This window comes from Streptosporangium nondiastaticum (assembly GCF_003011965.1).
Lineage (GTDB): Bacteria > Actinomycetota > Actinomycetes > Streptomycetales > Streptomycetaceae > Streptomyces > Streptomyces nondiastaticus.
The window spans coordinates 1-476 of record NZ_PXWG01000354.1; the positions used below are offsets into that span (position 1 = coordinate 1).

Sequence of the window (476 nt, forward strand, 5' to 3'; positions counted from 1 at the left end):
TCAGTGTGAAGTGGCGACCATCTTTGGCGACGGGGAAGAACGACACCCAGGACGCCGCCACCGGATTGTGGTCTCCGCGAAACAGTAGGAAGTGAGGCCCAAGAGCGTCTGGCCGCGGGACGTCACGAAGGACCAGGACCATGCGGCCGGCCCCTGCCAACGCGAGCACCTTCTCCATCCCCCGCTCGTCCATGACGCCCTTGACTTCGACATACAGGTCGCGGCCCACGAACGCGGGCAGCACGAAGTCGGGCAGGTACCGGACGCCATCAATGTCGAGGCCCTCGGACTCGTACTGCCAGGGGATGTCGAGGCTGTCGAAGAAGACAGCCCAGCGGGCCTCCAGTCTGGAGCGGAACCGGCAGCCGGCGTACTCGGTCTCGATCGCCTTGATCGTGTTCATCGGCGGCCCACCGTTCCAACGGCCGGGCGCGTATCGCGGGGAGCGAGCACCGGTCACCTGCCTCTCAGATCGT

The 476-nt window shown here is 65.8% G+C and carries 1 protein-coding gene; it reads right to left on the reverse strand.

What is annotated here, in order from left to right; all coding sequences use genetic code 11:
- Positions 1–403: hypothetical protein (locus tag B7P34_RS36195; protein ID WP_106682294.1), on the reverse strand; the 403-nt coding region annotated here is incomplete at its 3' end.
- Positions 404–476: the final 73 nt, after the last annotated feature.